This window comes from Sinomonas sp. T428B, from assembly GCF_056780155.1.
Genome location: NZ_JBRAZR010000001.1, coordinates 519,732 through 543,520, shown reverse-complemented (window position 1 = coordinate 543,520; position 23,789 = coordinate 519,732). Strand labels below are relative to the sequence as shown.

Sequence of the window (23,789 nt, the reverse complement as noted above, 5' to 3'; positions counted from 1 at the left end):
ACACTGCGCAGGGGAGTATCCCAAGCGCTGCACACGTCAGCACGTCGGGCGCGGGAGCCCGGCCGGGTGCAGCGGCCAGCCCAGTTGTTCAGGGGATGGCGGAGAGACTTGTGGCGATCGCGCCTACCTGCGAAAGGGACTCACTACACATGTCCGTCTCACCCCTTGTCTGGGGCATCACGATCGTTCTGATCCTGGGGCTTCTGGCCTTCGACTACTTCTTCCACATCCGGAAGGCCCACGTGCCGACGCTCCGCGAGGCCGCGATCTGGTCGTCGATCTACGTCGGTACCGCGATCCTTTTCGGCATCCTCGTGCTCGTCTTCGGCGGGGTCCAGATGGGCAGCGAGTTCTTCGCGGGCTTCATCACGGAGTACGCCCTCTCCGTGGACAACCTCTTCGTGTTCCTCGTGATCATGGCCAGCTTCCGCGTGCCGCGTGAGGACCAGCAGAAGGTCCTGCTGTTCGGCATCGTGTTCGCGCTCATCGCCCGCGCGGCGTTCATCGTCCTCGGCGTCGCGCTCATCAACAGCTTCTCCTGGATCTTCTACGTGTTCGGCATCATCCTGCTGATCACGGCGGGCAACCTGCTCAAGCCCGAGGACTCGGGCGAGGAAGAGGCAGACAACTTCATCATCCGTCTGGCCCGCAGGTTCCTGCGCACGTCCGAGCACTTCGACGGCGACAAGCTCTTCACCATCGAGAACGGCAAGCGCGTCCTGACCCCCATGCTCCTGGTCATGGTCGCGATCGGCGGCACGGACCTGCTCTTCGCGCTCGACTCGATCCCCGCGATCTTCGGCCTGACTCAGAACCCGTACGTCGTCTTCACGGCCACGGCGTTCTCGCTCATGGGCCTGCGCCAGCTGTTCTTCCTCCTCGACGGCCTGCTGGACCGCCTCATCTACCTCTCGTACGGCCTCGCCGCGATCCTCGCGTTCATCGGCGCGAAGCTCGTCCTGCACGCGCTGCACGAGAACACCCTGCCGTTCATCAACGGTGGCCAGCATGTCCCGGTCTTCGAGATCACGACCGGCCTGTCCCTCTCGGTGATCGTCAGCGTCCTGCTCGTGACGATCTTCGCCTCGCTCTTCAGCAAGGCCGGCAAGGCGCACGCCGTGGTCAACAACGCCCGCCGTCACGCTGAGAGCTACCTCGACCTCGAGTACACGACCGACGCCGGCGAGCGCGAGCGCGTGTACCGCGATCTCATGAACGAGGAGCAGGCCATCCAGGCCCTGGACACGAAGTACCGCGACAAGGTCAAGGACATCGAGGAGATCCGCGAGAAGATCGCCGAGGCGCACGCCCGGCACGCGGAGTTCGTCGCCAAGTAGCCCCAGCTCCCGCATCGAGCGGGAAAGACGCACGACGCCGGGCGGTCACCTTCGGGTGGCCGCCCGGCGTCGTCTTCAGACCCACGGCCTCACGTGCCCTGGGGAGCGGAGCTGACAATCCCGTGGTCGATGGCACGCGTCGCGGCCTGCGTCCGCGAGCTCACGCCGAGCTTGTCGAAGATGTTGCTCACGTGGCGGTGGACGGTCCGCTCGCTGAGGAACAGCTCGCGCGCGATGGCTCCGTTCGTCAGCCCGCGCACGATCAGCCGCAGCACCTCGACCTCCCGCGGCGAGAGGCCGAAGGGCACTTCATGCGGCCGGAGCAGGCCCTCGACGGCGGTCAGATCGGGCCCGGCGCCGAGGTGGGAGAATACCTCCCGGGCCGCGCCCAGCTCGAGCATGGCGGCCTCCTCGTCGCCGACGGCGCGGTACGCGGAGGCGAGCAGGACCGACGTGCGGGCCGTCTCGTAGGGCACGTCGAGGGCACGCCACAGGTCGGCGGATCTCCGCAGGGTGGGCAGCGCGGCCTGCCAGTCCCCGGCGGCCACGGCCAGCTCACCCGCTGCACGCGCATGCCCTGCCCGGAGGCTCTCGGAGTCGAAGGCTTCCGCCAGCGCGCCCAGCTCGTCGGCCGCGGCGCCGGCCTCGTCGAGCTCATCGGCGGCGATGAGGACCGTGACCGCGGCAGGCAGCAGCCCGACCCGCGCCGCCGGGAGCTCGGACTCCGCCAGGGCACGGCGGATCCCGGCCAGGGCCGCGGCGATGTCGCCGCGCGAGAGCCTCAGCAGGGCGAGCCCGGGCTGAGTCGGGCCACCGGAGAACGCCGCGGCCCGGTACGCCGCCTCGGCCTCTGGGACGTGCCCGAGGAGCCGGTGGGATTCGCCGAGCTCGTAGCGCGCATGCCCGATCACGAGCGCCCCGGCCCCCTCCTCGAGGCCCCGGCAGGCTGATTCCAGGGCCGCGAGCGCCTCGGCCCAGCGCCCGGCCTGCCGGAGGTCGACGGCCCGGTAGGTGAGGCAGTTGCCGTAGAAGGGGCCGCCGAACGGGGGCACCGTGTCGAGCCACGCCCCGAGGGCGGCGCTCCACTCCCGCACCCGCGCGTCGTCGTGCGCCTCCTCGTGGCAGTTGCCGATCGCGGCGCAGAACAGGAGGCTCGTCCCCCGGGGCGAGGTCTCCCTGGCCAGGACGCCGACCATCGCCTCGTCGATCCGCTGAAGGCCGCCATGGAGGTGGCCTGACTTGAGCAGGACCCGACCCGTGAGGAGCGTCGAGAAGGCGAGCAGGTCGGCGTCGCCCGCCAGCACTGCCTCCTCGCGCGCCCGCTTCAGGAGGGGGAGGGCCTCCTCGAAGGCCCCCGACCTGATCATGCCCTGGGTCTGGGTGATCAGCAGCCAGCCCGGCTCTGCCCACGCCGTCGGCGGTTCCCCGGCCGTGTGACCCCGGGACGCCGGCTCCCTGAAGGCCTGCTCCCTGAAGGCGTGCTCACTGAGCTCGCGGGCCCTGGCCACCCAGCCGCTGCCGCGCGCGAACTCGCCGTTCAGCGTGTAGGCCTCCCACAGCCAGAAGGCCGAACCCCATGCGGCATGCAGCTGGCCCGCCTGCAGGCGCAGCGCGAAGGAGCGCTCGAGGGCCTCGATGGCCTCAGGGCGGAGGCCGACGATCTGGGCGCATTCCGCGAACTGCTCGAGGTCCTCGACCTCGAGCCCCTCGACGCCGCCCGCGGCACGGAACTCATCGCAGGCCGGGCCCCACTCCGAGTTCCGGCGGAGCTCCCGGGCGCGGGCCAGATGGACTGCTGCGTCCGCCACGTCAACCTCCGGCACCACTATGGCACCGGCGGACTGGGCAGAACTACCCACGAGCGCATGCCCAGAGTCGGCCCGGCCTGCCGATGCCCGGGCCAGGCGCGAGCGGGACCCTGAAGGTGACCCGCACAGGGCGGGTCCAGCACCGAGGAGGCCGTCATGTCCGAGCCGTTCATCTACCTCAGCACGTACATCGTGCGCCCGGGTCACCTCGACGAGGCGCTCGAAAGGTGCCGAGAGGTCGCGAGGCTCGTCGAGAGCCGCGAGCCCCGGATGCTCGTGTTCCAGTTCTTCGCCGACGAGGCGAGCCGGCAGATCACGTGCGTCCAGGTCCATTCCGAGCCGGAGTCGATGGCCCACCACATGTCCGTGATCAGCGAGCACCTGGCGCAGTCGGGATCGTGGCTCGAGTCGCTCACCAATTCTGTAGCTATGGGCCAGCCCCCCGCGGTCCTCGCCCAGTGGTACCGGGAGGCCGGCGAGCCCCTGGCCCAGTTCCCGCAGCATGTTGCGGGAGTCATGCGCGTGGGGTCGCCGGTCGGGTGAGCGCAGCCGAGCTGGCCCTGACCTGGGACACTCACCCGAGCCGGGCGAGGACTTGCTCCCGGGTCGGGTACGCGGCCTGGGTGCCCTTGGCCGTCGTGGCGAGGGCGGCGGCCACCGCACCGTAGCGCGCAGCCTCCGCGAGGGAGTCGCCCGCCGCGAGGCGCGCGGCGAGGGCACCGGTGAACGCGTCGCCGGCGCCGGTCGTGTCCACGGCGTCGACGCGCAGCGGCGCGATGGGGACGACGCGCTCGCCCGCCGCCTCCCCGGCGTCGAGCACGACGGCGCCTGCCGCACCGAGCGTGACGACGGCCAGGCGCACGCCGCGGGCGGCGAGGGCCCTGGCGACCGGCCGCCACGCCTCGGCCGGCTCGTCGGCCGTGGGGAGCCCGGCCGTCGAGTGCCCCGAGCCGTGGAGCAGCTGCGCCGCCTCGTGGGCGTTGACGAGCAGGACGCCGACGGCGTCGAGCAGCTCGGGTGCGAGCTCGCCGAACGGCGACGCGTTGAACACGACCGTCGCCCCCGCCGCCCGGCCGGCGCGCGCGGCGGCGAGGACGGCGTCGTCGGCCACCTCGCGGCACAGGCACACGACGGCGGCGCCCTCGAACACAGCGCTCGCCCGCGCGACGTCGTCCGCCGAGACGAGCCCGTTGGCGCCCGCGGTGGTGACGATGCAGTTCTCGGCGGAGTCATCGACGGTGATGATCGCCATGCCGGTGGCCTCGCCGGGGACGGTGCGCACGTGGGTGACGTCGACGCCCGCCGCGGCCACGGCGTCGCGCAGCATGGCGCCGTTAGCGTCGTCGCCCACGGCCCCGACGAGGGCGACCTCGGCCCCCGCGCGGCTCGCGGCCACGGCCTGGTTGGCGCTCTTGCCGCCCGGGCCGAGGACGGTGCCCGTGCCGGCGACGGTCTCCCCCGGCCGCGGCAGGCGCGTGCAGTACACCGTCAGGTCGGCGTTGAGCGAGCCGACGACGACGACCCTGTGCCCTAGTGGCCCGGTCACCCCTGCTTCGTGAACTTCCCGACGAGCTTCGCCGTCGCGAGCGTGTGCGGCTCGACGGCGGCGAGGAAGTGCTTGAGGTCCCCCCTGCCGCGGACGTCGACGTGCTCGGCGTCGAGCGCGTAGAGGATGAAGTCGTAGTCGTGCGTCCCGGCCGGCGGGAACGGCCCCTCATAGGGGGAGACCTCGCGCGCCCCGCCCGGCAGGCCGGCGTCGTGCGCCCCCTCCTCGAGCCCGCGGGCGTCCGCCGGGAGGTCGACGACGAGCCAGTGCACGTAGCCGCGCGCGACAGGGTGCCAGTCGACGACGGAGAGGGCGAACGAGCGCGTGCCCTCGGGCGGGTCGGTCCAGGACAGCTCGGGCGAGACGTTCTGGACCTTCTTGCCGTGCTTCTGAGGGATCTCCTGCCCCTGGGCGAAGGACGCCGAGCTGAGCCCGAACACGGCTACTCCGCCGGTCCGTAGCAGAGGTGGACGACCCCGTTGCTGTACGTCTCGGAGTCCTTGAGTGCGAGCTTCGTCGAGTCGACGCCCTCGCCCCAGAGCTTCTCGCCCTTGCCGAGCGCGATCGGGTAGACGAAGAGGTGGAGCTGGTCGATCAGGCCGTCGGCGAGGAGGGCGCGCACGAGCTGGCCGCTGCCGCTGATGTAGATGTCGCCCTCGGTCTCCGACTTGAGCCGGCGGATCTCGTCCGGGTTGTACGTGCCGATCCAGTGCGAGTTGTTCCAGTCCACCGTCAGCTCGTTCGAGGCGACGACGTACTTGGGCGTCTCGTTGAAGAACGGCGCGCCCGGATCCTCCTCGGCCGTGCGCGCGCTCCACGCGGGCGCGAACATCTCGTAGGTGGTCCGCCCAAGCAGGATCGCCGTGGAGGCTGCCGTGATGCCGCCGACCGCCTGTTCCATCCGTGGGTCCCATGGCCACCACTCGGCCGTCCACGCGGGGTTCTCGAAGACTCCGTCAAGCGCAATGAACTCGTGTACCTGGATCTGACCCATGGCTCGACACTATCGAGGGGTTCCGACAGTTCCAAGGACCCGCCGACTTCTGCGCGGCCATGGGCTCAGGGTGGCCCCGCGGCCATACTGGTCCGATGGAGCTCTGGCAGAAGCTGCAGATCAAGCCCGACATGACGGTCGCGGTGCTCAACGCCCCGGCCGACGGCCCCGAGATCTCCGGCCCCTTCACCCTCACGGCCAATCCCTCGACGGCGGCCGCGACCATCACCTTCGTGCGGACCGCCGAGGACCTGACCGCCCAGCGGGCCGCCGGCGTCGTCGCCGCCCGCGAGGACCGGATCTCGTGGTTCGCCTACCCCAAGGCCGGCAAGCTCGGGACCGACCTCAACCGGGACACCCTCAACGCCACGCTCCTGCAGGAAGGCGTGCGCGGCATCCGGCAGGTGGCGCTCGACGACGTGTGGTCGGCGCTGCGCTTCCGTCCGGCGGACTAGGGGCTCCGCTCCCGCCATGCGCCGATCGTCCGGCTGGTTCCTGGCCCTCGGCCTCGGGGCCTGCCTCGGCCTCATGGCCTGCCTCGGCCTCGTCGCGGGCCCCGGGCTGGGACCGGCGTCGGGCCCGGCCCGGGCCGAACCGGTGCCCGCGGATGCGTTCCGCGCCCTCGACGAGTACCTGCGCGAGCAGATGGCGGCCATCGGGTTCCCCGGCGCCGCCGTCGTCGTCCTCGAGGCCGGCCGTCCGGTGCACGCGTCCGCCGTCGGCCGCACGGGTGGCGATGGGCGGTCCATGACCGTCGAGACGCCCGTGCTCCTGGCCTCCACGACCAAGTCGCTCACGGCGATCGCGGTCCTGCAGCTCGCCGAGGCCGGGCGGCTCGAGCTGGACCGGGCCGTGGTCTCCTACCTGCCCTGGTTCAGGGTGCGGGACGCGAGGTCCGACGAGATCACCGTCCGCCACCTGCTCCAGCAGAGCAGCGGGCTGTCCACGGCGGGCAGCACACCGTTCGAGGCGTCCGACGCCCAGGACCCCGGTGCCCTCGAGCGAGGGGTGCGGGACCTGGCCGGCGTCGGGCTCGTGGGCCCTCCCGGAGAGGCGTTCTCGTACTCCAACGCCAACTTCAACGTCCTCGGCCTGCTCGTGCAGGAGGTCTCCGGCCAGCCCTTCGGCGACTACCTCCAGCAGCATGTGTTCGGCCCCCTCGAGATGGAGCACGCGCACGCGACGAGGGCCGCCGCCCGGGCCGACGGCCTCGCCCCCGGGCACACCCTCTGGTTCAGCGCGTTCTGGAGCGAGACCGCCACGCCCGCGTCCGCGGCCGGAACGCCCTCGACGTCGGTCTACGCCTCGGTGCAGGACCTCGGCCGCGAGCTCGAGGCGCTGCTGGGTGGGGGCCTCTACCGGGACCGGCGGGTCCTCCGGCCCGAGAGCGTCGACGCGATGCTGAGGCCTGCCATCCGGGTGGACGAGTCCAAGGACTACGCGATGGCCTGGTTCGAGCGGCCCCTGTGGGAGGCGGCGGATCCCGCCGCGCCGCCGCCCGAGGACCAGGTGCCCCGGCTCCTCGAGCACCAGGGGGAATGGGGCAACACGCACACCTACCAGGCGATCGTGCCGGAGACCGGCCTCGGCCTCGCCCTCGTCATCAACGGCAACGACCCTGCCGCGCCCTCGCGGCTCAAGGCCGTGGACTCCAACCTCCTGCGGATCCTCCATGGCCAGGAGCCCCAGCCGATCCAGCCGCAGGAGGACTGGCTGCAGCGCTACGGCTGGGCCCTCGCCCTCGCGCTCCTGCTGGCGGAGCTGGCGAGCCTCGCGCTGTCGGTCGCCGTCCTGCGCAGGAGGGGCACCGCCGCGGCCGGCCGACGGTGGCGGATCTGGCTCCTCGCCGCGGCGGCGCTGGCCCTCGACGGGCTGCTCGTGTGGCTGAGCTTCGTCCACGCGCCGGCGCACTTCGCCGTCGACCTCGCCGTGTTCGTGACCCAGCTCCCCGACGTCGGCGTCGCGCTCGTCCCGGCGCTCACGCTCGCCGTGCTGTGGTCGGTTCCCCGGACCGTCCTGCTGAGGGTCAGCGCCCTCAGCCGGCGCGCTGCCCGAACACGTGCCGCCGAACCCACGCGTGCATCGCGATCGCCGCGGCCGACGCGGCGTTGATCGAGCGGGTCGAGCCGAACTGCTCGATCGAGAGCGTCGCGTCGGCGGCGTCGTGCACCTCGGGCGTCAGGCCGGGGCCTTCCTGGCCGAAGACGAGCACGCAGCGGCGCGGGAGATCGTAGGTCTCGAGCGGGACCGAGTCGGGGAAGAGGTCGACGGCGAGGATCGGCAGGCCCTCGGAGTGGGCCCACGCGACGAAGTCCTCGACCGTCGGGTGGTGGCGGACGTGCTGGTAGCGGTCGGTGACCATCGCGCCACGCCGGTTCCACCGCCGTCGTCCGATGATGTGCACCTCCCGGGCGAGGAACGCGTTCGCGCTGCGCACCACCGTGCCGATGTTGAGGTCGTGCTGCCAGTTCTCGATCGCGACGTGGAACTCGTGCCGGCGCGTGTCGAGCTCGGCGACGATCGCCTCGTGCTTCCAGTACCGGTACTTGTCCAGGACGTTGCGGCGGTCGCCGTGCGCGAGGAGCTCGGGGTCCCACTGCTCGCCCTCGGGCCAGGGGCCCTCCCAGGGGCCGACGCCTACCTGATGCACGACGACGCCGGTGTGCTCGGGGTCGCCGCCCGCCTCACGCTCTTCGATCACCGGACTAGCGTAGGGGCTCCTCCGGGCATCTTCATTGTTGAACAATCACTTGCCGTGATTGTTCAACAACCTATAGAGTGGTCGGAGTCATACACTGTGACTCCGGTCACCCGACACTCGGACGGTTCCCATGGCAGCAGACACCCAGCCGCACGTCGTCATCAAGGCAACGTCGGGCAAACGCGCCGCACTGCTCGGCGCCATGTTCCTCATGGCCACGAGCGCCATCGGCCCCGGCTTCATCACCCAGACCGCGGCGTTCACGGTCCAGCTCGGCGCAGCTTTCGCCTTCGCGATCCTCGTGTCGATCCTCGTGGACATCGCCGTCCAGACGAACGTGTGGCGAGTCATCGGCATCTCAGGCCTGCGGGCCCAGGAGCTCGGCAACAAGGTTCTCCCGGGCATCGGGTGGTTCCTCGCGGGGCTGGTCTTCCTGGGCGGACTCGTCTTCAACATCGGCAACATCGCGGGCACCGGCCTCGGCCTCAACGCGATGATGGGCCTCGACACCAAGCTCGGCGGCATCATCTCCGCCGTGATCGCCATCCTCATCTTCCTCAGCAAGAAGGCCGGCCTCGCCCTCGACCGCATCGTCGTGCTCCTCGGCGCCGTCATGATCCTCATGACCCTCTACGTCGCGATCGTCTCCGCTCCGCCGCTCGGCGAAGCCCTCGTGAACACGGTCATGCCGAAGGAGGTCGACTTCCTCGTCATCACGACCCTCATCGGCGGCACGATCGGCGGCTACATCACCTATGCCGGCGCGCACCGCCTTCTCGCCTCCGGCGCGACCGGAGCCGAGCACGCCGCCCAGATCACGCGCTCCTCGATCGTCGGCATCCTCGTCACGTGTGTCATGCGCGTCCTGCTCTTCCTCGCGATCTTCGGCGTCGTGGCCGGCGGCGTGACCCTGACGGGCAACAACCTCGCGGCCTCGGCGTTCTCCGCCGCGGCCGGCGAGATCGGCATGCGCATGTTCGGGGTCATCCTGTGGGCCGCCTCGATCACCTCCGTGATCGGCGCCGCCTACACCTCGGTCTCCTTCGTCACGAAGCACACGACCAGGGAGCGCACCTCCAACCTGATCACCGTCGCGTTCATCGCCGTCTGCGCCGTGGCCTACATGCTCATCGGCCAGGCGCCGCAGCAGCTGCTCATCTTCGCAGGCGCCTTCAACGGCCTCATCCTCCCCGTCGGCTTCGCGGTGCTCCTGTGGGTCGCGTGGCGGCGCCGGGACCTCCTGCACGGCTATGTCTACCCGAAGTGGCTCCTGATCATCGGCGCCCTCGCGTGGCTCCTGACCCTCTACCTCGGCTGGAACTCCCTCTCGGGCCTGGCCAAGCTCTGGGCCTAGGAGGAGGACGGTGACCATCCCCGCCCAGTCCCCCGCCGCCGTCGTGCGTCCCGCGCTCCCCGAGGACCCCAGCGCCCTCTCCCCCGCCAAGGCGCGCGCTCTGTTCCGCGGGGGCCTCGTGACCCCCACGGCGGGGTGGAGCGCCGGCTACGCGCAGGCGAACCTCATCATCGTCCCCCAGGCCCAGGCCTTCGACGTCCTGCTGTTCGCCCAGCGGAATCCCAAACCATGCCCGATCCTCGGCGTGCTCGACGCCGGCGAGACGTCCGGCCCGCTCCTGGCCGGCGGCGACATCCGCACCGACGTCTCCCAGTACACGGTCTACGAGAACGGCGTGAAGATCGCCGAGCCGACCGACATCACCCCGTACTGGCGGGACGACCTCGTAACCTTCATCGTCGGCTGCAGCTTCACTTTCGAGGCCGCGCTCCAGGAGGCCGGCATCCGGATCGCGCATATCGACCAGGGCGTCAACGTGCCGATGTACCGCACGTCGGTCCGGTGCGAGCCCGCGGGATCCATGGCGGGCCCCCTCGTCGTCTCGATGCGCCCTATCCCCGCCTCGCAGGTGGCCGACGCCGTCCGCGTCACCTCCCGCTACCCCGCCGTCCACGGCGCGCCCGTCCACGTCGGGAACCCCGCCGAGCTAGGCATCGAGGACCTCTCCCGGCCCGACTTCGGCGACCCCGCCGACATCCCCGAGGGCCACGTGCCCGTGTTCTGGGCCTGCGGAGTCACGCCGCAGGCGGCCGTCATGGAGTCCCGGCCCGAGCTCGCGATCGGCCACGCGCCCGGGCACATGCTCATCACGGACGCGAGGGACAGCTCCTACCTCGTGCCGTAGCGCCGGGCATCAGGGTCTGGGCTCCAGGGTCTGGGCATCGGGGCGGCGCCGCACATGCGGTGCCGCCCTTCGTGTTGATCAGGTTGGGCGTACCGATCTCCCCATCTTTTGGTACCAAGTTCCCCAGCTTTGCCCCCAGTCCAGGACGGCCTCGCTGCGGATCCCCATGATGACGCGGCTCCTTCAGGACTTCCTCGACCGGGACGGGGCCAAAGATGGGGAAGTCCGGCGGCAATGCCGGGGTGGTCTGCGCTCTGCGCCCCCGCTCTCCTCACCCCGCTCCGTCACGCCGCGCCGATGTGGACGAGGAGCTCGTGCTCGGCGGCCTCAAGGTACTCGCGCAGGTCTTGGGCCGCGGCCTCGCGCTCTCCGGCCCGTATCCGGTCGACGAGGGCCGCGTTCCGCTCGACGTAGTGGCTGTGGAAGTCCGGCGTGGTGGCCATCGCGTGGAACACGAGGCGCATCTCGGCCAGCACGCGCTCCATGAGCTCCTCGAGCGATGCGCTGCGGCCCATGGCGACGATGGCCTTGTGGAGCTCCTGGTTCGCGTCCGCCATGCCCGGGACGGAGCCCTCGGCAAGGGCCAGCCGGGCCCGCGCGATGACGGCGTCCATGGCAGCGAAGTCGGCCTCGTCCGGCTCGCCCCACAGGACGGCCGCGGGCTCGATGAGCCGCCGGACGCGGTACATCTCACGCACGTCGTCGGCGCCGGGGGAGGCCACGAAGACGCCCCGGTTCGGGATCCGCTGCACCATGGACTCGCCCGCGAGGACCGTGAACGCCTCGCGCAGCGTGTTCCGGGAGACCTTGAGGGCCTCGGCGAGGGCCTGCTCGGAGAGCTTCGTCCCCGGCGGGAGCTTGCCCGCGGAGATCCGCTCGCGCAGCACGGCAGCGACCCACGCGCCAGTGTGCGCGTGGGTCGCGTGGGTGCTCTCGATCCCCTCGAGGGCGGCGTTCATCGGCATGCCCCCAATCTACCGACGCGCGCGCCCTCCGGGCGCTGCGGGTCAGCCGATCGTCGCGAGCGTCTGCCCGCGCACGACGGCGCCGCCCGGCTCGAGCTCGGCCCTCGCCACGGTGCCGGCCCGGTGGGCCGAGACGGTCGTCTCCATCTTCATCGCCTCGAGCACGGCGACGGGCTGGCCGGCCTCGACCTCCGCCCCGTCCTCGATCAGCCAGGCCACGAGCGAGCCGGCCATCGGCGAGGCGAGCTCGCCGTCGTCGTCCGTGTTCCCGGAACCGGCAGCGGACGTTGCAGCGCTTGCGCCGGCTCCCCCTCCGGTGAGCAGCGCGTCGTAGAGCCTCGCGGGCAGGCCGAGCTGGACGGCGCGGCCGTCGATCTCGACCGTCAGGGTCGTGCGGGCGGCGTCCGGGGCGGTGCGGGCGATCTCGGGCGAGGCCGCGAGCGGCTCGGCGAACTCGGTCTCGATCCACGTCGTGTAGACGCCGAGGCGCTCCGGGGAGGAGAACTCGGGGGCGCGGACCACGGCGCGGTGGAACGGCAGGACGCTCGGGATGCCCTCGATGGCCATCTCGTCCAGGGCGGCCCGGGCGCGGCGCAGGGCCTGCTGCCGATCCTCGCCGTGGACGATGAGCTTGGCCATGAGCGAGTCGTACTCGCCGGGAACGGTCGAGCCGGAGCGCACCCCCGTGTCGACGCGGATGCCCGCGCCGGTGGGCGGCTCGAACCGCTCGACCAGCCCGGGCGCGGGGAGGAAGCCGCGTGCCGGGTCCTCGGCGTTGAGCCGGAACTCGAAGGCGTGGCCCTGCGGCTCGGGGTCCTCGGGGAGGTCGAGGACAGCGCCGGCGGCGATGCGGAACTGCTCGCGCACGAGGTCGACGCCGAAGACCTCCTCGGTGACGGGGTGCTCGACCTGGAGGCGCGTGTTGACCTCGAGGAAGCTGATGGTCCCGTCCGCGCCCACGAGGTACTCGACCGTGCCCGCGCCGTGGTAGCCGGCCTCGCGGCAGATCCGGCGGGCGGACTCGTGGATCTCGCGGCGCTGCGCGTCAGTCAGGAACGGGGCCGGGGCCTCCTCGACGAGCTTCTGGTGGCGGCGCTGGAGCGAGCAGTCGCGCGTGCCCAGCACGGCGACGTTGCCGTGCATGTCCGCGAGGACCTGGGCCTCGACGTGGCGGGGCCGGTCGAGGAAGCGCTCGACGAAGCACTCGCCGCGGCCGAACGCGGCCACGGCCTCGCGCACGGCGGAGCCGAAGGCGTCCTCGACGTCCTCAAGCCGCCGGGCGATCTTGAGCCCGCGCCCACCGCCGCCGAAAGCGGCCTTGATCGCGACCGGGAGCCCGTGCGCCTCGGCGAACGCGCGCACCTCGGCCGCGTCCGCGACGGGACCGTCGCTGCCGGGCACGAGCGGGGCACCGGCGCGGACGGCGATCTCCCGGGCCGTCACCTTGTTGCCGAGCGCACGGATGGACTCGGGGTCCGGGCCGATCCAGGTCAGGCCCGCGTCCGCCACGGCCTGGGCGAAGTCGGCGTTCTCGGAGAGGAAGCCGTAGCCGGGGTGGACGGCGTCGGCGCCCGCGCGCCTCGCGGCGTCGATGACCTTGGTCATGTCGAGGTAGCTCTCGGCGCTCGTCACGCCGCCGAGCGGCACGGCCTCGTCGGCGAGGCGTACGTGCAGGGCGTCGGCGTCGGGCTCCGAGTACACGGCGACGGAGGCGAGGCCCTCGTCCGAGCACGCGCGGATGATCCGCACGGCGATCTCCCCGCGGTTGGCGATGAGGACTTTCTTCATGGCTGGGTTCCTTCTTCAGGTCTGGGCGGGGTCGGCGATGCGGAACCGGAGGCGGGCTCCGGGCGGGGTCTGCGCGGCGAGCGGGAGGTCCTCGGGCACGACGACGGCGATCACCGGGTAGCCGCCCGTCACCGGGTGGTCGGGGAGGAACAGGACGGGATGCCCGCTTGGGGGGACCTGGAGGGAGCCGGTCGCGGCGCCCTCGCTCGCGAGCTCGCCTGTCCGGGACCTCTCGAGGGCAATTCCCTCAGGCCCCGGGCCCTCGCCCCCGTCCCCTCGCACGGGCCGGAGCCTGATGCCGATGCGGTTGGACTGCTCGGTCACGAGCCAGTCCTGGCCCGTGAGGGCCACGATGGCCTCGGGCGGGAACCAGTCGTCGCGCGGGCCCAGGGTCACGCGGAGCTCGGTCGGTGCGCCTGCCTGCACGACGACGGCGGGCCGCTCCGGCACGCCGACGGCCGCGAACGGGGCGGCGGGCTGCGCGACGGGCAGCCGAGTCCCGGCGGCGAGCGGGGCCGGGCCGAGCCCGGACATCGTGTCGGCCGAACGGCTCCCGAGGGTCTCGGGGACGTCGAGGCCGCCGCGGGCCGCGAGGTAGCAGCGCAGCCCGGCCTCGGGCGTGCCGAGTTCGAGCACCTCGCCGTCGAGAAGCGCGAAGGGAGCGTTGGCAGCGGGCCGGCGCAGGAGGGCGCCCTCGGCGTTGCGGATCTCGAGGCGAGCGGCCGCGCCCGCGAGGGCGAGGACCTGATCCCCCTCGGCGCGGAGGGCGAGGCCGCCGAGGAGGTTCTCGATCACCGCCGCGCCCGGGGCGTTGCCCACGAGCCGATTGGCCTGGCGTGCCGAGACCTCGTCCGCGGCGCCGGCGGCCGGGACGCCGAGGTCCCCGCGGCCCGGGCGGCCCAGGTCCTGCACGAGCGACTGCAGCCCCGGCGAGAGGACGACGAGGCCCGGCCGGGCAGCGGCCGGGGACACGCCGTCGTGCGCCGGAGCGGAGGCCGGCTCAGGGGTAAGCACGGCCTGCTCGCGCACCGCGACGTAGCTGACGGTGTCCCCGGGGCGCACAAGGGCGGGCTCGTCCCGGCCCAGGTCCCACATGCGGGCGGACGTGCGGCCGATGAGCTGCCAGCCGCCCGGGGACTGGCGGGGATAGACGGCGGAGAACTGCCCGCCGAGGGCCACCGACCCCGCGGGGACCGCCGTACGCGGAGAGCTCCTGCGGGGCACCTCCAGACGGCGGTCCTCGCCGACGAGGTAGGCGAAGCCCGGAGCGAAGCCGCCGAACGCGGCGGTCCAGACCTGGCCGGTGTGCGCGGCGACGACGCCCTCGGAGCCGAGGCCCGTGAGCCGGCCGACCTCGGCGAGGTCCTCGCCGTCATACACGACCTCGATCGTGAGGTGCCTGGTCGCCGCGGCTGCCGCCCCGGCGAGCCCCGCGTCAGCGAGCCGCACGATGGCGCCGCGCGCTGCGCGGGCGTGGGCGGCGGTCGCGAAGGTGACGAGGATGGTCGTGGCCGCGGCGACGGCGTCGACCTGACCGGGCAGCGGCTCGGCCGCGAGCCGGCCGTGGAGGCCCAGGACGGCCTCGAGCGGATCGGGACCCCTGAGCTCGACGAGCAGGCCGCGCGGCCCGGCCCAGCGCAGCTCGACCGCCGCCTCCCTGCGTTGCGGGGTCACCTCCCTGCGTTGCGGGGTCACCTCCCTGCGTTGCGGGGTCACCTCCCTGGGTTGCGGGGTCACCTCCCTGCGTTGCGGGGTCACCTCCCTGGGTTGCGGGGTCACCTCTCGAGGATGCGTGGTCATGCGAAGCTCCGGACGGCCACGCCGGCGGCGTCGAGGGCAGCCCGGACCGCGGCGGCCATCGCGACCGCACCGGGGGTGTCGCCGTGGACGCAGATGCTCTCGGCGTCGGTGCGAAGCTCGGAGCCGTCCCGGGCCACGATGACGCCCTCGGTCGCGAGGCGCACCATGTTCTTGGCGATCACCTCGGCGTCGTGCAGGACGGCGCCCTCCTCGCGGCGCGAGACGAGCGTGCCGTCGGGGTTGTAGGCGCGGTCCGCGAACGCCTCCGCCACGGCGCGCAGACCTTTGGCCTCGGCCTTCGCGAGCGCCACGGAGCCCGGGAGGAGCAGGAGGGGCAGGCCCGGACGGAAGGCCGCGACGGCGTCGACCACCGCCTGGGCGTGGGCCTCGTGGTGGACGATCGTGTTGTACAGCGCGCCGTGCGGCTTGACGTAGCGGACCTCGCCGCCGGCCGCGCGGGCGAGGGCCTCGAGGGCGCCGAGCTGGTAGAGCACGTCGTCGGCGAGCTCGCGCGGCGTGCAGTCGAGGAAGCGGCGCCCGAAGCCCGCGAGGTCCCGGTAGCCCACATGACCCCCGATGGCGACCCCCGCCGCGACGGCCTCGCGGCACGTGGCGGCGATCCCGCTCGGGTCTCCCGCGTGGAAGCCGCAGGCGACGTTGGCGCTCGTGACGTGGCGGAAGACGGCGGCGTCGTCGCCCATCGTCCACGCGCCGAATGACTCCCCGACGTCGCTGTTCATGTCGATGACAGGCATCGTGACCTCCGTCTCAGTGTGTTCTGACTCCATGATCCACGAAGACGGAAGATTGTTCAACAATTTCTTCTTGAGCATCGATGTCCCAGGGTCACAGCGTCAGAAACTGCACAAGTCACCACCGCGAAGGGGCGTTCCGGACCTCCCTGCGCCCCGAGTTGTGCAGTTTCTGACAGCCCCGGACGCCTAGACGCTGTAGAGCGCCACCGATGCCGCCTTGACCGACAGGACCACGGCCGAGCCCGGCGCGAGGTCCAGCTCGGCGGCGGCCGCGGGGGTCACGTCGGCGACGAGGTGCACCGTCTCCCCTTCGGCAACCTCCCCCTCGACAGCCGCCGGCCCCGCCTCGCAGTGCACGCGCACCTGGGCTCCCCGCGGCTCGAGCTCGCGGACGGTCCCGGTCCACGCGTTGCGCGGGGACCCGTGCGGCGCCTCGCCGGGGCGGAACACCGAGACCCCCTCCGGACGGAACACCGCGACCGCCTCCCCCGCGCCCCGCAGCTCGGCGCCCTCCGGGACGGTGCCCGCGACCTCCCCCAGACCCGGCACGTCGAGGCGACCTCCCGCCGTCGCCCGTCCCGCCACGAAGTTGAGCCCCGCGAGCCCGGCGGCGAACCGGCTGCGCGGCCGCTCGAGGAGCTCCGCGGTGGCTCCCGACTCGGCGACGCGCCCGGACTCGAGGACGACGACGCGGTCCGCGAGCAGGTGCGCATCGAGGGGCTCGTGGGTGACGACAAGCGCTGTCCTGCCCGCGAGGACGCGCCGCAGGAGGCGCCGCAGGGCGGGGGCGGCGGCGGCGTCGAGGGCCGCGAAGGGCTCGTCGAGCAGGAGGACGCGGGGCCCGGCCGCGAGCGCCCGCGCGATCGCGACGCGCTGCGCCTGGCCGCCCGAGAGCTCGGCGGGGCGGCGTGCGGCGAGGTCGGCGGCGTCGGCCTCCTCGAGCCAGCGCTCCGCCGCGGCGCGTGCCGCGCGGCGCGACACGCCGGCCGCCCTCGGAGCGAAGGCGACGTTCTCGAGCGCGCTCAGGTGCGGGAACAGGAGCGGCTCCTGAGCGAGCAGAGCGATGCCGCGCCGATGCGGCGGGACCCAGGCCCCCGAGGCGTCGGCGAGCACGCGCCCGGCCAGCCGCACGGCGCCCTCGTCGGGCCGCAGGAGCCCGGCGCAGAGCCCGAAGAGCGTGGACTTCCCGGCGCCGTTCGGGCCCATGACGGCCACTGTCTCGCCCTCTCCCACGCCGAGGGCGAGCCGCACGCCGCGCGCCGCCACGCCGGCGTCGACCGCGAGGAGCGGCGCGCTCACCGCAGGCCCCCGGCCCGGCGCCCGTAGGCGAGGCCGACGACGGCGGCAGCCACCGCGACAAGCACGAGGGCGAGGGCGACCGCGGCGTCCGGGTCGGCCTCGCGCTGAAGGTACACCTCGAGCGGGAGGGTTCGCGTCACGCCCTGAAGGCTCCCCGCGAAGGTGAGCGTCGCGCCGAACTCGCCGAGCGAGCGCGCGAACGCGAGCACGAGGCCCGAGGCGAGGCCCGGCAGCACGAGCGGGAGCGTCACGCGGCGGAACGCATGCGTCGGGGACGCGCCGAGGGTCGCCGCGACCGCCTCGTACCGCCCGCCCGCAGTGCGAAGAGCGCCCTCGAGGCTCACGACGAGGAACGGCAGCGAGACGAACGCCTGCGCCATGACGACGGCGGCGGTCGAGAAGGCGAGCTGCACGCCGAGGACGTCGAGCCACCGCCCCACGAGCCCGAGCCGCCCGAACGTGTACAGGAGCGCGAGGCCCCCGACGACGGGCGGCAGCACGAGCGGCAGCAGGACGAGGGCGCGCAGGATCCGCAGCCCCGGCACGGTGCCGCGGGCGAGGGCCATCGCCATCGGCACGCCGAGGAGGAGGACGACGGCGGTGCTCGCCGCCGCGGTGCCCAGGCTCAGGCGCAGGGCCGCGAGCGAGGGCTCGGAGGTGACGAGCGGGAGGAAGTCGATCCAGTCGACGCGGGCGAGGATCCCCACGAGGGGCACGACGACGAACAGCGCCCCGAGCGCCGCGGGGAGCCAGATCCAGCCGGGAAGGCCCGTGAACCCGCGGGGGGTTCCTTTGCGTCGCGCGGCCCCCGATGCGGGGTCACCTCCCTGCGATGCGGGGTCACCTCCCAACGATGCGGGGTCAGGGCGCGCCGAAGCCGGCATCCTCGAGCACCTTCCGCGCCTCAGGCCCGGCGACGAAGTCCGCGAACTCGCGCGCGAGCCCCGGCTCGCGGGACCCGCGCAGCGCCACAATCGGATACCGGTTCACGGCCGCCGCCGATTCGGGGAACGCGACTCCCTCGACGGCGCCACCGGCCCCCCGGACGTCCGTCACGTACACGAGGCCCGCGTCGGCCTCGCCGGAGGTGACCTTGCCGAGCACGTCCGTGACGTTCGGCTCCTCGCTCACGGGCTTCAGGGCGACGCCGGCCCGGGACGCCGCGGCCTGCGCGGACGCCCCGCACGGCACCTGCGGCGCGCACTGCACGAGCCTGAGCCCCGGCCGCGCGAGGTCGGCGAGGCCCGCGATGCCGGCCGGGTTCCCGGAGGGCACAGCGATCGTGAGGACGTTGGTCGCGAACACGGCCGCCTCGCCGTCGGCGAGCCCGGCCCCCCTGACATTGTCCATGGTCGCCGTGTCCGCGGAGGCGAAGACGTCCGCGGGCGCGCCCTGGGTGATCTGCGCCGCGAGGTCGGAGGAGCCCGCGAAGTTGAACGCGACCTCGACGCCCGGATGGGCGGCCTCGAACTCCTCGCCGATCCGCGTGAGGCTCTGCCGCAGTGAGGCGGCGGCGTACACCGTCAGGGACCGCTGCCCCGACCCCGGCGAGGACGACGACGCGGCGCCGCCCGCCGTCGTGCATCCCGCGAGCAGCAGGGCAGCGGCGACGGCGGCAACGGCGGAGAGGGCGCGGCCGACGGTTCGCTTCACTAGGCCTTCCTTCCCGAGGTCTCGACGATCACGGTCGTGGCCTTCACGACGGCGGTGGCCACGCTGCCCGGCTCGAGCCCGAGCTCCCGCACGGCCTCGGCGCTCATGAGCGACACGACGCGGTGCGGGCCGCACTGGAGCTCGACCTGGGCCATGACCCGGTCCTGGACCACCTCCGTCACGAGGCCCACGAACTGGTTCCGGGCCGAGCGTCCGACGCCGGCCTGGTCGGCGGGCGCCGAGGCGGTGCGCCGGGCATGCGCGGCGAGCTCGGCGCCGTCGACGGCGGCGCGCCCGGAGGCGTCCCTGGTCCCGGTGAGCGTGCCGGCGTCGATCCAGCGGCGGACCGTGTCGTCGCTCACCCCGAGCAGCCGAGCTGCCTCTGCAATGCGGATGAGTGTCATAGAGGCATTCTAGATCCGCTGATGCGGCCCCTTCACCTTCAATCCACCGCAGACGCGGAGATCCTCTCAAGCCCGTCCTTCCGCGCTCACATGCTGGGCGCGCCGCTGTCTCGCACGGGCGCCGGATGGAAGACTTGAGCTGTCCGTGCCCCCGATCCCTGGAGCGTCCATGAGCGAGTCCCCCGCCGTCGAGCCTGCACGTCCCCTCTACCGCAGCGGCCAGGAGATCGAGTGCTGGCTCACGGACATGGACGGCGTGCTCGTGCACGAGAACCACCCGATCCCCGGCGCGCCTGAGCTCATCCAGCGCTGGGTCGACACGTCCCGGCGCTTCCTCGTCCTGACCAACAACTCGATCTTCACGCCCCGCGACCTCGCGGCGCGGCTCAGGTCCTCGGGCCTGTCCATCCCCGAGGAGAACATCTGGACGTCCGCCCTCGCGACGGCGCAGTTCATCAAGGACCAGATGCCGGGCGCGCGCGTCTACGTGATCGGCGAGGCGGGGCTCACGACGGCGCTGCACGAGGTAGGCGTGATCCTCACCGACCAGGACCCGGACTATGTGGTGCTCGGCGAGACCCGCACCTACTCGTTCAACGCGATCACGACGGCGATCCGGCTCATCCTCGCCGGCGCGCGGTTCATCGCGACGAACCCGGACGCCACGGGCCCGTCCCGCGACGGCGTCCTTCCGGCCACGGGAGCGATCGCGGCCCTCATCACGAAGGCGACCGGCCGCGAGCCCTACACGATCGGCAAGCCGAACCCCATGATGTTCCGCTCCGCCATGAACCAGATCGACGCGCACTCCGAGACGACGGCGATGATCGGCGACCGCATGGACACGGACATCATCGCCGGCATGGAGGCGGGCCTGCACACGGTGCTCGTGCTCTCGGGCATCACCCAGCGCCAGGACATCTCGACCTTCCCGTTCCGGCCCAACCAGGTCGTCGGCTCCGTCGCGGAGCTGCTCAACCAGCTCTGACGCACGACGGCGCGGGGTCGCCTCCCAGCGTTGCGGGGTCACCTCCCAGCGTTGTGGGGTCAGTGACCCCGGATCCTTGAAAGGTGACCCCGCAACCTTGAGACGTGACCCCGCAACGTAGGGACGTGACCCCGCAAGCTTGGGACGTGACCCCGCACTGTGGAGCGGGTGCGCGGGGTCGGGCGGGTTTCAGTACAGCTAGCCCGCGCCGCCCCCGCGGCCTCCCATGCTGTGCGCGAGGGGCAGGAGCTCGGGCAGGAGCCGGCCCAGGACCTGGTTGTAGACGATGCCGCTCCACTGTGGGCTCGCGTGGGCGGGGAAGGCGCCGATCGTCTGGAGGTCGGAGCTCACGAGGTTCGCGGCGAAGTACCGGCCCCACCGGGACCGGGCCGCGGCGTAGTCCACGGTTTGGTCCCCCGGGTTGCCGATGAACGCCATCCTCGCGGTCCCCATCCCGTCCCCGAACCGCGTGCCGTCCCACAGGTAGATGTACTCGGACTGGCTCTGGATGAGGACGCTCGAGGGCGCGAGCGGCGAGAGCTGCTCGAGCGTCTGGTCCACAACTTGCCCCCAGGTGCGCTCGTTCTTGTGGACAATGCGCTCGCCGAGCTCGTACCCGCCGCGCACCACGGACGGCACGCGGAAGCCGAACTCGTACAGGTGCACGATGGACTCGAACATCGCCTGGTCGAGCACGTCGAACTTCGACGCCGGCGAGGAGTCGAGCACGATCACCCGCACCTGCACGCCGTCGTCCTCGAGGAGCCGCGCCGCGACCTCGGTCGCGACCATCCCCCCGAACGAGTGGCCGTAGAAGTACAGGCGCCGCAGGCGCCGCTGCCGCACGTAGGCGCGCAGGGCGTCGAGGATCTCGTCGAGGTCCAGGCCCAGGTTGGAGTAGCCGACGGCGGCGAGCTGGCCGCGCTCGGCGAGCGAGCCGCGCAGGGAGGCGAGGATGATGCGGGCCTCCTCCCAGCTCGTCTTGTAGCCGGGGAACAGGATCCAGGAGGCGTCGGGGAAGCGCTGCCGCGCGGCGTCGTCCACAAGCTCGAGCAGCGCGACCTGGCGCCGCCGGTTCTGCACCTCGCGGGTGACGAACATGTCCGCCGCGAGGAGCGCAGAACCCGTGAGGCCGCCGAGGAAGGCGCGCCGGGAGAACGCCTTGAGCCGCAGCGCGGCCCTCAGCATGGCCGGATCCACAGTCCCGCCTTCCCCCTCGGCGCCCTGGCGCGTGCCGTGCGTGTGCCCTTCCGGCGGGCCTCAGTCGAGGCCGAGCTCGTCCTTGCCGAACGCGTACAGGTACGGCACGCCGGCCTCCGCCTCGATGCGCTCCTTCGCGCCCGTCGCGCGGTCCACGATGACGGCGACGGCGGTCACCTCGCCGCCGGCATTGCGCACGCCCTCGACGGCGGCCAGGGCCGAGCCGCCCGTGGTCGAGGTGTCCTCGAGGACCACGACCTTGCGGCCCTCGACGCCCGGGCCCTCGACCTGGCGGCCCATGCCGTACGACTTCTGCGCCTTGCGCACGACGAACGCGTCCACGGCGCGCCCGGCCTCGCGCGCGGCGTGCATGACGGCGGTGCCCACCGGGTCCGCGCCCATCGTGAGCCCGCCTGCGGCGTCGACCTGGACGCCCGCCTTGTCGATGAGGTCGAGCATGACCTGGCCGACGAGCTGGCTGGCCTCGTGGTGCAGCGTGATGCGGCGCAGGTCCACGTAGTAGTCAGCCTCCTTGCCGCTCGAGAGGACCACCTTCCCCCGCACGACGGCGAGCTCCTTGATGAGCTCGAGCAGGCGGGCGCGGGCAGCGGCGATGTCCAGGGGTGCGGCGTCAGTCATGGCACCGATTCTAGAGGGCGAGGCGTTCCGCAGGTGGGCGCGCGGCGTCGTGCGCCTATCATGAGCGTGAACCTTCCATGCCCTAGGAGGCCTGTGAACACGTCCCTGACCCCTGCCGAGGTCTACCACGCGACCACCGATGCCGAGGAGGCCGCGCCCCTGGCGCTCGAGGTCACCTCAGCCGCGGCGGGCCGGCGCCTCGCGGACCGGGACGACGTCGTGCGGCACAAGAAGCGCGGCTACGCCCTGATCAACCGCACCCAGACGCCGCACGAGGCCATGGTCGAGGACCTGCTGTTCGTGCGTGACGTCCTCGAGAAGGCCGAGATCCCGTACCTGCTCGTGCGCGGCAACGATGCGCGGCCGGTCATCGCCGTCGACTACGAGCTCCGCAAGGACCTGCGCCGCGCCCTTGTCGAGGCCTGCCGCGACGAGCCGTTCTACTCCTTGACGGTCGACGCGCGGAAGGACCGCGCGCTGCTCGTGGCCGACGGCAAGCTCGCCGAATCCGGGCAAGCGCGCATGTTCCGGCTCTACCGGCCGCGTATCGAGCCCAACGGCGGCCTGCACTACGGGCAGGAGACCGGCGTGCAGATCGAGCTGTGGAAGTGGGAGGGGGACGTCCTCCACCTGCCGATCGAGAACTCGCTCACGCGCCGGACCCTGCCGGTCGCCGAGGCGGTGCGCGGGACGGTCGAGCGGTTCGGGATGACCTGGCCGACGATCGAGAACATGTTCGCCGACCACGCGACGGACATCGACTTCGAGATCGACATCGTCTTCTCGTGGGTGGACGGCTCCGACCCGGAGTTCCGGAAGTACCGCTCCTCGTTCCTGCCCGGCGTCGTGCACGGCGAGGGCGACGACGCCGAGGCCCGCTTCCGGCAGATCGATGAGCTCAAGTACGCGCTGCGCAGCGTGCACATGTTCGCCCCGTGGATCCGGCGGATCTTCATTTGCACCGACTCCAAGGTCCCCGCGTGGCTCGACGACGCGCACGAGAAGATCACGATCGTGCGCGCCGAGGACCACTTCAAGGACAAGTCGGTCCTGCCCGTGTTCAACTCGCAGGCCATCGAGGCCCAGCTGCAGCACATCGAGGGGCTCTCCGAGTACTTCCTGTACTCGAACGACGACATGTTCTTCGGGCGCCCGCTCGGCCCGGACATGTTCTTCTCCCCCGGCGGGATCACGAAGTTCATCGAGGCCACGACCCGGATCGGGCTCGGCGACAACCACCTCGACCGGTCGGGGCACGAGAACGCCGCGCGCGTGAACCGGCGCCTGCTCTACGAGCGGTTCGGCCGCATCACGACGAGGCACCTCGAGCACACCGCGGCGCCGCTGCGCAAGAGCGTGCTGCTCGAGCTCGAGCAGGAGTTCCCGGCCGAGTTCGCCAAGACAGCGGCCGCGCGCTTCCGCACGTGGGACAGCATCTCGGTGACGAACTCCTTCTACCACTACTACGCCCTGCTCACGGGGCGGGCCGTGACGAAGGTCGGCTCGAAGGTGCTCTACGTCGACACGACCGTGCAGTCCGGCCTCGACCTCCTGCCGAAGCTCCTCAAGAAGCGCAACCAGGACTTCTTCTGCCTCAACGACGGCTCGTTCCCCGAGGTCTCGGCCCAGGAGCGGCAGGAGCGCGTGACGGACTTCCTCGAGAAGTACTTCCCGATCCCCGCGCCGTGGGAGCGGCTCGACACCCCCTAGACAG

The 23,789-nt window shown here is 72.3% G+C and carries 23 protein-coding genes; 8 read left to right on the top strand and 15 right to left on the bottom strand.

Translation table 11 applies throughout. The features are described from left to right. The first annotated feature begins 149 nt into the window (after nucleotides 1–149). The gene (locus ACUYMY_RS02535) at nucleotides 150–1,337 is read left to right on the top strand and encodes a TerC family protein (RefSeq protein WP_481702072.1); all 1,188 of its coding nucleotides are present in this window, start codon (nucleotides 150–152) and stop codon (nucleotides 1,335–1,337) included. An 89-nt stretch (nucleotides 1,338–1,426) separates the two neighbouring features. Here the strand turns inward: ACUYMY_RS02535 and ACUYMY_RS02530 are convergent, their stop codons facing one another. Then, the gene (locus ACUYMY_RS02530; RefSeq protein WP_481702071.1) at nucleotides 1,427–3,145 is read right to left on the bottom strand and encodes a LuxR C-terminal-related transcriptional regulator; all 1,719 of its coding nucleotides are present in this window, start codon (nucleotides 3,143–3,145) and stop codon (nucleotides 1,427–1,429) included. A gap of 156 nt (nucleotides 3,146–3,301) precedes the next feature. Here ACUYMY_RS02530 and ACUYMY_RS02525 point away from each other — a divergent pair, with 156 nt between their 5' ends. Next, nucleotides 3,302–3,688, top strand: a complete 387-nt coding sequence (locus tag ACUYMY_RS02525) for a hypothetical protein (protein WP_481702070.1) — start codon at nucleotides 3,302–3,304, stop codon at nucleotides 3,686–3,688. Between the two features lie 31 nt (nucleotides 3,689–3,719). Here ACUYMY_RS02525 and ACUYMY_RS02520 read toward each other — a convergent pair whose 3' ends face one another. The 3 genes from ACUYMY_RS02520 to ACUYMY_RS02510 are packed head-to-tail and all read right to left on the bottom strand — an operon-like array spanning nucleotide 3,720 to nucleotide 5,685. Beyond that, nucleotides 3,720–4,691, bottom strand: a complete 972-nt coding sequence (locus tag ACUYMY_RS02520; RefSeq protein WP_481702069.1) for a ribokinase — start codon at nucleotides 4,689–4,691, stop codon at nucleotides 3,720–3,722. After that, a complete protein-coding gene (locus ACUYMY_RS02515) occupies nucleotides 4,688–5,131 on the bottom strand; it encodes a YbhB/YbcL family Raf kinase inhibitor-like protein (protein ID WP_481702068.1) in 444 nt (147 codons plus the stop codon). The genes ACUYMY_RS02520 and ACUYMY_RS02515 overlap by 4 nt, the downstream gene beginning before the upstream one ends. Before the next feature lie 2 nt (nucleotides 5,132–5,133). After that, on the bottom strand, nucleotides 5,134–5,685 hold the full coding sequence (locus ACUYMY_RS02510) for a dihydrofolate reductase family protein (protein ID WP_481702067.1): 552 nt from the start codon (nucleotides 5,683–5,685) through the stop codon (nucleotides 5,134–5,136). A 95-nt stretch (nucleotides 5,686–5,780) separates the two neighbouring features. On the opposite strand from ACUYMY_RS02510, the gene ACUYMY_RS02505 reads away from it, so the two are divergent. Beyond that, nucleotides 5,781–6,140 (top strand): hypothetical protein, encoded by a 360-nt coding sequence (locus ACUYMY_RS02505; protein WP_481702066.1) that lies wholly within the window; start codon nucleotides 5,781–5,783, stop codon nucleotides 6,138–6,140. A 16-nt stretch (nucleotides 6,141–6,156) separates the two neighbouring features. Then, nucleotides 6,157–7,797 carry a serine hydrolase domain-containing protein gene (locus ACUYMY_RS02500; RefSeq protein WP_481702065.1) on the top strand — a complete coding sequence of 547 codons (1,641 nt, stop codon included), beginning with the start codon at nucleotides 6,157–6,159 and terminating at the stop codon, nucleotides 7,795–7,797. Here ACUYMY_RS02500 and ACUYMY_RS02495 read toward each other — a convergent pair. Continuing rightward, nucleotides 7,721–8,386: a TrmH family RNA methyltransferase gene (locus ACUYMY_RS02495; RefSeq protein ID WP_481702064.1), complete on the bottom strand. Its 666-nt coding sequence runs from the start codon at nucleotides 8,384–8,386 to the stop codon at nucleotides 7,721–7,723. The two genes, ACUYMY_RS02500 and ACUYMY_RS02495, sit on opposite strands and share 77 nt — an antisense overlap. 130 nt (nucleotides 8,387–8,516) lie before the next feature. Between ACUYMY_RS02495 and ACUYMY_RS02490 the strand changes: the two genes are divergently transcribed. Then, nucleotides 8,517–9,740, top strand: coding sequence for an NRAMP family divalent metal transporter (locus tag ACUYMY_RS02490; protein ID WP_481702063.1), 1,224 nt, complete (start codon nucleotides 8,517–8,519; stop codon nucleotides 9,738–9,740). Between the two features lie 16 nt (nucleotides 9,741–9,756). Next, nucleotides 9,757–10,584: a putative hydro-lyase gene (locus ACUYMY_RS02485; protein WP_481704934.1), complete on the top strand. Its 828-nt coding sequence runs from the start codon at nucleotides 9,757–9,759 to the stop codon at nucleotides 10,582–10,584. Nucleotides 10,585–10,868: 284 nt separating this feature from the next. Here the strand turns inward: ACUYMY_RS02485 and ACUYMY_RS02480 are convergent, their stop codons facing one another. From ACUYMY_RS02480 to ACUYMY_RS02445, 8 genes are all read right to left on the bottom strand, one after another. Then, a complete protein-coding gene (locus tag ACUYMY_RS02480) occupies nucleotides 10,869–11,549 on the bottom strand; it encodes a GntR family transcriptional regulator (RefSeq protein WP_481702062.1) in 681 nt (226 codons plus the stop codon). Nucleotides 11,550–11,591: 42 nt separating this feature from the next. Further along, the gene (locus ACUYMY_RS02475) at nucleotides 11,592–13,337 is read right to left on the bottom strand and encodes an acetyl/propionyl/methylcrotonyl-CoA carboxylase subunit alpha (protein ID WP_481702061.1); all 1,746 of its coding nucleotides are present in this window, start codon (nucleotides 13,335–13,337) and stop codon (nucleotides 11,592–11,594) included. A 15-nt stretch (nucleotides 13,338–13,352) separates the two neighbouring features. Further along, a complete protein-coding gene (locus ACUYMY_RS02470) occupies nucleotides 13,353–15,011 on the bottom strand; it encodes a 5-oxoprolinase subunit B/C family protein (protein WP_481702060.1) in 1,659 nt (552 codons plus the stop codon). A gap of 122 nt (nucleotides 15,012–15,133) precedes the next feature. Next, the gene (locus tag ACUYMY_RS02465) at nucleotides 15,134–15,892 is read right to left on the bottom strand and encodes a LamB/YcsF family protein (RefSeq protein WP_481702059.1); all 759 of its coding nucleotides are present in this window, start codon (nucleotides 15,890–15,892) and stop codon (nucleotides 15,134–15,136) included. 186 nt (nucleotides 15,893–16,078) lie between these two features. Then, entirely contained in the window at nucleotides 16,079–17,191 is a 1,113-nt protein-coding gene (locus ACUYMY_RS02460) for a sulfate/molybdate ABC transporter ATP-binding protein (protein ID WP_481702058.1), read from the bottom strand. Further along, nucleotides 17,188–18,075 carry an ABC transporter permease gene (locus ACUYMY_RS02455; protein WP_481702057.1) on the bottom strand — a complete coding sequence of 296 codons (888 nt, stop codon included), beginning with the start codon at nucleotides 18,073–18,075 and terminating at the stop codon, nucleotides 17,188–17,190. Before ACUYMY_RS02455 ends, ACUYMY_RS02460 begins: the two co-directional genes overlap by 4 nt. Beyond that, nucleotides 18,053–18,844: a molybdate ABC transporter substrate-binding protein gene (gene modA, locus ACUYMY_RS02450; RefSeq protein WP_481702056.1), complete on the bottom strand. Its 792-nt coding sequence runs from the start codon at nucleotides 18,842–18,844 to the stop codon at nucleotides 18,053–18,055. The genes ACUYMY_RS02455 and modA overlap by 23 nt, the downstream gene beginning before the upstream one ends. Further along, nucleotides 18,844–19,248 (bottom strand): TOBE domain-containing protein, encoded by a 405-nt coding sequence (locus ACUYMY_RS02445; protein WP_481702055.1) that lies wholly within the window; start codon nucleotides 19,246–19,248, stop codon nucleotides 18,844–18,846. Before ACUYMY_RS02445 ends, modA begins: the two co-directional genes overlap by 1 nt. A gap of 169 nt (nucleotides 19,249–19,417) precedes the next feature. Here ACUYMY_RS02445 and ACUYMY_RS02440 point away from each other — a divergent pair, with 169 nt between their 5' ends. Further along, nucleotides 19,418–20,236, top strand: a complete 819-nt coding sequence (locus ACUYMY_RS02440) for an HAD-IIA family hydrolase (RefSeq protein ID WP_481702054.1) — start codon at nucleotides 19,418–19,420, stop codon at nucleotides 20,234–20,236. Between the two features lie 198 nt (nucleotides 20,237–20,434). On the opposite strand, the gene ACUYMY_RS02435 is transcribed toward ACUYMY_RS02440, so the two are convergent. Together ACUYMY_RS02435 and pyrE are read right to left on the bottom strand one after the other, a co-directional pair. Beyond that, nucleotides 20,435–21,424 (bottom strand): alpha/beta fold hydrolase, encoded by a 990-nt coding sequence (locus ACUYMY_RS02435; RefSeq protein ID WP_481702053.1) that lies wholly within the window; start codon nucleotides 21,422–21,424, stop codon nucleotides 20,435–20,437. A gap of 72 nt (nucleotides 21,425–21,496) precedes the next feature. Next, nucleotides 21,497–22,075: an orotate phosphoribosyltransferase gene (gene pyrE, locus ACUYMY_RS02430; protein WP_481702052.1), complete on the bottom strand. Its 579-nt coding sequence runs from the start codon at nucleotides 22,073–22,075 to the stop codon at nucleotides 21,497–21,499. A gap of 60 nt (nucleotides 22,076–22,135) precedes the next feature. On the opposite strand from pyrE, the gene ACUYMY_RS02425 reads away from it, so the two are divergent. After that, a complete protein-coding gene (locus ACUYMY_RS02425) occupies nucleotides 22,136–23,785 on the top strand; it encodes a stealth family protein (protein WP_481702051.1) in 1,650 nt (549 codons plus the stop codon). Nucleotides 23,786–23,789 lie beyond the last annotated feature (4 nt).